This is a genomic window from Gemmatimonadaceae bacterium, from assembly GCA_035606695.1.
Classification (GTDB): domain Bacteria; phylum Gemmatimonadota; class Gemmatimonadetes; order Gemmatimonadales; family Gemmatimonadaceae; genus JAQBQB01.
Genome location: DATNEW010000047.1, coordinates 1 through 7169, shown reverse-complemented (window position 1 = coordinate 7169; position 7169 = coordinate 1). Strand labels below are relative to the sequence as shown.

Here is a 7169-nt window from a genome sequence, read left to right as displayed (position 1 = left end):
CGAGGTCGATCCCTGTCGCACCGGCGACCATCGTCCGGACGAACGCTTCGTGACCCGGCACGTCGACGACGCCGAGCGTGCCGACGCCATCGAGCGTCAGCGGGGCGAATCCAAGCTCGATCGTGATGCCACGGCGCTTTTCTTCGGGCAAGCGATCCGTGTCGACGCCGGTCAGCGCGCGAACGAGCGTGGTCTTGCCGTGATCGATGTGGCCCGCGGTGCCGAGAATCACGCTGCGCCTCCCGCCGAGAGGACGTCGCGTTCCCAGACGTCGAACGCGCGCAAGGGCCGCTCGTCGGCCAGATGCTCGCGTAAGAATTCTCTTAAGAGCCGCTGATGCGCGCGCGCCGTGTCCGCGTCGTCGAGCGGGTGATCGCGGCCGCCGAGCCAGTCGCGCAGGGCGTCGCGCGCGGCCGGCGGCAGCGTGCGGCCGCCGCGCGCGAGGTGACCGCAACGTGCACACAGCACGCCGCCGGCCGGATGACTGAACACCGCCGGCGCAGTCGCATCGACTGACGCGTGACACTCGGCACATGCATCCGTCGTCGGTGCGATACCCAGTTCAGCCAACACGCGCCACGCGCCCGCGAGCGCGACGTCACGGACGCGTTCGGCCGGCGCGGCACCGAGTGCGTCCAGCGTGTGCGCGATGGTTTCGTACAAGGCCGGATCGGCGTCGCCGCGCACGAAACGGAGCGTGAGCTCGGCAATCATGCTCGCGCCCGTGAAGCGGCCCAGCTGCGCCGCCAGCTGCGGCCGTGCGCGGGTCACGTCGAACGACGACAGCGTGTCGAGGTCGCGACCCGGCTTCATCTGCAGCTCGGCGGTGCCTTCGGCGTAGAGATCGAGCGCCGCGCCGAAACGCTTCTTGGACTTCCGGGCGCCACGCGCCAATACCGATCGAACGCCCGCCTCGCGCGTCACGAGCTTGAGAATGCGCGAGGACTCGAGGTAGTCGAACGAATGGAGCACGATCGCGTCCGTGATCATGCTTGAAAGATAGTTGCGGTCATCCTGAGCGAAGCGCAGGCGTCTCGCGCCTCAGGATGACCGGCCCGTCAGAACGTCGCGCGAGCTCCGGCCAGCACCGTCCGTCGCGGCGAGAGAAAGTTGAAGACCGACTGGTAGTTGGTATCGAACAGGTTCTCGACGTGCAGCGTCAACTCCGTGCCGTGCAACCGCGGGGCAAACTGGGCGAGCGGCAACACGCCGCCCAGATCGGTGCGGGTGTACGCGGGGTCGACAACGGATAACGCCGGGAACGGACGGAAGTCGCGGTCGCCGCGCGCGCCGACATGAATGACGCGCACGTCGACGCTTCCCCGCTCGCTCGCGAATGCGCCGCCGACGTTCCAGCTCGTCGTCGGCCGGCGAATGAGCGCCTGATTGGCGACGAACAAGCTTCCGTTCGCCGTATCACCGGGATCGAGCACGCGGGTGTCGAGATGCGTGAGATTGGCGTCGAGTCCGATGTGCCGCGTTGCCGTGACGTGCGCTTCGAACTCCTGTCCCTTCGCGGTGGCGCGCGCGACGTTGCAGTAGCTCGCGCCGCAGCTCGCGGTCGATCCGGTGTAGTCGATCATGTCGCGGAAGCGTTGATCGAAGTGGGTGACGCCAAGCGAGACGCGGTCGGCGAACAGCGATTGGCGAATGCCCGCCTCCCACGTCGCCGTGCGCTCGGGTCGCAGCGCGCGATTGCCGGTCACGAATCCGGTCGAGTAGTTCTCGAGGAACGTCGGCTCGCGGAATGCGGTGCCGACCGATCCACGGAACTGCGTGCCGGTGGACGCGCGCCAACTGGCGCCGGCGCGATACGTGCCGAACACGCCGAATCGCTCGTTGTCGTCGCGGCGGCCGCCCAGTGTGACGACGACGGATTCGGGGAGCGTCGTGAGTGTTTGTGCATAGAGCGCGGTGTTACGGCGGGACGCTGTGAAGATCGACGTGGACTGGAACGTCCCGAACACACTCTGGCTTTCCGTGCGTTCATCCTCCTGCTCGGCCTGCGCACCCGCGGTCAGGATGGTTGCCACCGGCAGATCAAAATCGGCGTGGAGGTCCGCGCCGCGCCGCCGCGTGCGATCGACCGACTCGAAGCCACTGCTCTTCGGCGTGTCCGGCTGATCGTCGGTGCCGCCGGACGTCACCTCGGAGGTAATGCTCAGCCGCGCATCGATTCGCGGGGTAAAGAATCGTCCCAGCTCGGCGCTCAGCGTCGTGCGGTCCTCGGACTGCATCGCGTTGCTGTCGACCGGATCACCGCCGCCATTGGTCGGATAATGGAACGCGCCGTCGTTGTAGCGAAACGTCACGCGCAGGTCCGTGCGCGGGTCGAGCGTGAGATGTACACCGCCGCTCGCGACGGTGTTGCGATATGCGTTGTTGAACGCGTAAATGCCCTTCGTATCGTGACGCGCGAGCGCAAGCGAGAAGTCGCCGGTGCTGAATGCGCCGAGCACCGTGCCGTCGACATCGGACGACGAGTAGCTCCCGGCGCGCGCGGAAATCGTGGTGCGCGGAAGTCCGCTGCCGCGCCGCGTGAAGATCTGAATGACGCCGGTGACGGCGTCGGCGCCGTACAACACGCTCGCCGGCCCGCGCACGATCTCGATGCGCTCGACGTTGTCGGTGGTGAGCGAGCTGAAGTCGATGGCGCCGCCGGGGTCGTTCATCGGCACGCCGTCGAGCAGGACTTTCACGTATTTCGCCTCACCGCCGCGCAGAAAGAGTGACGTCGCGGCGCCGAACGAGCCGTTCTGGGCGAAGGTGACGCCGGGCAGCGTCTGGAGCGCCGCCGCGATCGAGGTCACGCCGCGGCGCCGGAGCTCGTCGCCGGTGATGACGTCGATCGTGGCCGGCGCCGCGGCGGCGCTGATCGGCACGCGTGTGGCGGTCACCACGACGGGCGCCAGGCGCGACGTGTCCGTCTGCTGAGCGCCAAGCTGGGCGGCGAGCGGGCCGGCCACCGCGAGCGCGCCCAGGAGAGACAAGGTGGAGCGATGGGGAGTCATGAGCATATTTGAATATGATAGTTAATATTAGAATTCATTGATGTTTTCGCAGCGGCACCAACGCCGGCGCGCCCACCGCCGGATCGTGCGTGACCATGAGCGGCCATTCGTAGACGCGCTCGAGCACGTCCGTTCGCATGACCGTCTCCGGCGTGCCCGCCGCGGCGACCGCGCCGCGATGCAGCAGCACCATCTCGTGCGCGAACCGCGCGACGAGGTTCAGCTGATGGCTGACCAGCAGCACCGCCTTCCCCCCCGCCGCCTGCCGGCTCAAGACCTCGAACACCGACATCTCGTGGCCGACGTCGAGAAACGCGGTCGGTTCGTCGAGCACCAGCGCGTCGCCGCCTTGCGCGAGCGCTCGCGCCAGACGAACACGCTGCCATTCGCCGCCCGACAGCGCGTCGACGCGCCGATCCCGGAGCGGCTGCACTTCCGCGGTGGCGAGCGCGTGATCGATCGCGTCGCGATCACGTTCGCCCGCCGCATGCCACAATCCCAAGTGCGGAAAACGCCCGAGTGCGACGTAATCGACTACCGTCACGGGAAACGCCAGGTCCTCCCGTTGCGTGATGACCGCAACGCGTCGCGCGAACGCGTCGTTGGCCATCGCGTTGCGCGGCGCGCCGTCGACCAGGATTTCGCCGCGCGCCACGGGAATCCGCCCAATGAGCACCCGCACGAGCGTGCTCTTCCCGCTGCCGTTCGGACCGGCGACGGCCGTGATCTCGCCGCGTCGCGCAACGAACGAAACGCCACGCACCGCGTCGTCACGCGATCGTGGATACCGCACGGCAACGTCGCGATACGCAATCATGCGAGCCGCCGGAGCTTCATCAGAAAAAATGGAACGCCGATCAGCGCCGTCACGGCGCCGAGCGGCACTTCCGCCGGCGGCCGAACGACGCGCCCGAGCAGGTCGGCGCACACGACGAGCGTTCCTCCCGCCAGCGCGCAACCCACGAGCAGCGCGCGATGCCGGCGCAGTCCCGCCGACCGCATGATGTGCGGCACGATGAGTCCGACGAATCCGACCAGGCCGGCCGCGGCCACGGTCGCCGCGGCGATGAGCGCCGCGATCAGAAAGACACGACGAATCGCCGCATCGACGCCGAGGCCGAGTCCGGCCGCCGCATCTTCGCCGAGCGAGAGTACGTCCATCTGCGGGCCGACGACGATGAGCATCGCGCCCCCAATGGCGACATACACCGCGAGCACGGCGACTTGCGACCAGGTCGATTCACTCACCGATCCCATCATCCACCACAGCGCGTTGCGCACCGTATTCGCTTCGGCGTTCGCGAGAATCAGCATGATCACCGCGTTGGCGAATGCGCCGACGACGACGCCGGCCATGAGCATGACGCGCGGATCGCCCCGCGCGCCGGCCGCGTGCGCGACGAAGAACGCCGCGAGCACGGCCGCCACCGCGCCGATGAATGCCGCCAGTGGCAAGGCCGCCGCGCCCAACCCCATCGCGTACGCGACGACAGCGCCGACCGCCGCGCCGCCCGACACGCCCAGCAGGTACGGCTCGGCGAGCGGATTCCGCATGGTTCCCTGCAGCGCCGCACCCGACATGCCGAGGCCCGCACCGACGAGAATCGCCAGCATGACGCGCGGAAGCCGCAGCGTGCGCACGACGACGATCGCCGTTGGATCGCCTACGCCGCGCAGCGCATCGACAACCGCGCCCAACGGGAGATCGATCGTCCCGATCGCCACGCCGAGAATGCCGGCGACGATCAACGCAATGACGAGCAGCGTCCAACGCATCGGCGACATCACTTCACCTCGCGCGGATGCAGGAGTCGCGCGAGCGAATACGCCGCGGCGCCCAACTGAACCGACGGCCGGCCGACGATCGTCGTGTCGTAGACGAGCACATGCCCGTTGTGAACCGCCGGAATCGCACGCCACGTGGCGCTCGCTTCGATCTTCGGTGCCGCGGTCGGCGACGCCAGCATGAAGTCCGGATTTCGCCGAACCACGTCCTCGAGCGACACCGTCAGCGACGGCAGCGGCGAATCGCCGTAGATATTTTTCGCGCCGGCGATGTCCAGCAGCTCGCTGAGAAAGCTTCCGCCGCCGATCGCGATGATCGGTTTGTCCCACGCGTGAATGAACACGGTGGGATGCGGCAACGCGCTCGTCATCGCGCGCACGCGGCGCAACGTGGCTTCGATCGTGTCGACGGTGGCCTCGGCGCGCGCGGAATCACCGAGCAAGCTGCCGATGAGCCGCGTGTCGCGCGCGAACTGCTCGATGCTATCGATCTTGAACGCGAAGGCCGGAACCTTCGCGGCGGTGAGTCTGTCGTACGCCGCGCGATTGTCGTCGCTCGCGTACAGCAGGACGAGATCGGGATGCTGGGCGAGAACCGCTTCGATGTTGGGGCGCATCGCGGGACCGACGTCGGGCACCGCGCGCGCGGAATCGGGAAACACGTCGTACTGCGATCGGCCGACGAGCCGCGATCCTGCGCCGAGCGCGAAGAGCATCTCCGTCGTCGTCGGATTGAGCGAGACGATGCGTTCCGGGCGATGGTCGATCGCGAGCGCGTGCCCGAAATCGTCGTGTCCCTGCGCCATCGGCGGCGGCGCGTTTCGGCACGCGGCACCCAATGCGGCAAAGGTGAAACCGAGAACGACGAGTCGGAAACGAAACACGGGCACCCGTTCTCGAGGAAGGATGCCCGCAACGCGGAGGCGTGAATGCCACGTCCGTGTCGCCACCAGCCCTCCCCCGAGGTCTGTGTAGTGTGGCGCGAACGTGGGTCGTCTCCTGGCTCCGGGCCGCTTCGTTCGCCTTCCCGACCATCCCGGTCAGTGGCATCGTGAACGAGGCATACTCGCCCGTTACAGTGGCGGGGCCGCACCGGCATTGCACCGGTTTCCGTGTCCCGCGCTCGCATTCAGTTGTGCGGCCGAATCTACGGTCGGCGGCGCTCCTCGGCAAGCGCCGTCGATAATTCGGTCTTGAGCTCGTTGCGGCGCTGCTCGTATGCGGCCTTCACGGTCTCGTCGCCCGCGTTGGTTCGCTCGAACTCGGCATCGAGCGTCGCGATGTCGCGCAACAGAGTTTGCGAACGCGGCTCCTCGCGCACGCGCACGGGCGACACGCGTCGCACGCCGAACGAGCGGCGAGCCGTGACGACGAGCGCCGCCGCCATCGCCGCGATGAGCGCGATCGCCACGGCCAGATACACCTTTTCGCGATCGCGACCGATCACTCGCGGAACGTCGACGCGCACGACCGCGCCCACCTGCAGATCCTGCGCGAGCAGCCGCCGAAACGTCCGGCCTTCCGCGCTCACCGGCGCGACTTCGCGCAACGACGGGCCTTGCACGTGCGCGCCCGGCTCCTGCACGAGGATCTCGAAGATGCCTATCGGCTTGTCGACGGGCACCGTGAGCGGAAAGGCGGTCGCCGGCAGCTCGTACGTGAACGCGATCTGGCGGATCCCGGGACTCAGCGGCGCGAAGATGCCGATGTCGGTCCCGTGACGAACGATCGCCCCGTTCGGCAGATCGCCGTTCGGGTTCGCCTGAAAATTTTCGGCGGCAGCCGGAATGTGCGCCGTCCATTCGGGGGTCGTGCTGTCGCGCGCGACGACTGTGACAGTACTATCATTCTGAAGATCGAATACCTCGCCGATCGGACGTCGGCCGCTGGGCGCCGGCGCGCCGATGACGAGGTGGCGGCCGCCGACCTTCACGTTCACCGGGCCGGACGTGGTGTCGAACACCATGAGCTGCGCGGGATCACCGGTCACGCGCGGCGCGCGCAGGGGCGACGTGAAGTACGCCACGCCTCCGTACGACGTCGATACGAAATACAGCGCGGTGGTGTCGCCGGACGTACGATAGCGCAGGCTGTACGCGCCGGTCGTCGATGTGCGCGCCGAGTCGAGCGGGCCGGCGCGATCGGGTCCGACGCGGTGGAGCACGACCCATTGGTTCGCGACGGGTTCCGGTCCCTTGCGCGTGCCGCGCATCACGCGTCCGTCGACGCGGCGCGCTTCGCCGGTGGAGTCGCGCGGACCTTCCAACGCGGAATTCCGAGCGGAGGTGCGAAGCGCCGCAGTGAGGAACAATGCCCCTGGCTCGGCGGAATTCCGAGCGGAGGTGCGAAGCGCCGCAGTGAGGAACAATGCCC

The 7169-nt window shown here is 68.0% G+C and carries 7 protein-coding genes and 1 riboswitch; all 7 genes read right to left on the bottom strand.

Annotated features, from left to right (window positions below):
- Nucleotides 1–232: GTP-binding protein (locus tag VN706_24380; protein HXT18785.1), on the bottom strand; the 232-nt coding region annotated here is incomplete at its 3' end.
- Nucleotides 229–990 (bottom strand): DNA repair protein RecO, encoded by a 762-nt coding sequence (gene recO, locus VN706_24375; protein HXT18784.1) that lies wholly within the window; start codon nt 988–990, stop codon nt 229–231. The genes VN706_24380 and recO, both read right to left, overlap by 4 nt.
- 68 nt (nt 991–1058) lie before the next feature.
- Entirely contained in the window at nt 1059–2990 is a 1932-nt protein-coding gene (locus VN706_24370; GenBank protein ID HXT18783.1) for a TonB-dependent receptor, read from the bottom strand.
- A 55-nt stretch (nt 2991–3045) separates the two neighbouring features.
- Complete coding sequence (locus VN706_24365; protein ID HXT18782.1) at nt 3046–3828, bottom strand: ABC transporter ATP-binding protein; 783 nt, start codon at nt 3826–3828, stop codon at nt 3046–3048.
- Complete coding sequence (locus tag VN706_24360; GenBank protein ID HXT18781.1) at nt 3825–4796, bottom strand: iron ABC transporter permease; 972 nt, start codon at nt 4794–4796, stop codon at nt 3825–3827. The genes VN706_24365 and VN706_24360 overlap by 4 nt, the downstream gene beginning before the upstream one ends.
- Entirely contained in the window at nt 4796–5680 is an 885-nt protein-coding gene (locus VN706_24355; GenBank protein ID HXT18780.1) for a helical backbone metal receptor, read from the bottom strand. The genes VN706_24360 and VN706_24355 overlap by 1 nt, the downstream gene beginning before the upstream one ends.
- 110 nt (nt 5681–5790) lie before the next feature.
- Nucleotides 5791–5908: riboswitch (cobalamin riboswitch) on the bottom strand.
- Between the two features lie 35 nt (nt 5909–5943).
- Nucleotides 5944–7169 (bottom strand): hypothetical protein (locus tag VN706_24350; GenBank protein HXT18779.1); only part of this gene is annotated, 1226 nt, incomplete at its 5' end.

Excerpts from the sequence above, each read along its gene's own strand:
- VN706_24360 (HXT18781.1), bottom strand. The coding sequence starts at position 4,796 with ATGTCGCCGATGCGTTGGACGCTGCTCGTCATTGCGTTGATCGTCGCC.
- VN706_24365 (HXT18782.1), bottom strand. The coding sequence starts at position 3,828 with ATGATTGCGTATCGCGACGTTGCCGTGCGGTATCCACGATCGCGTGAC.
- recO (HXT18784.1), bottom strand. The coding sequence starts at position 990 with ATGATCACGGACGCGATCGTGCTCCATTCGTTCGACTACCTCGAGTCC.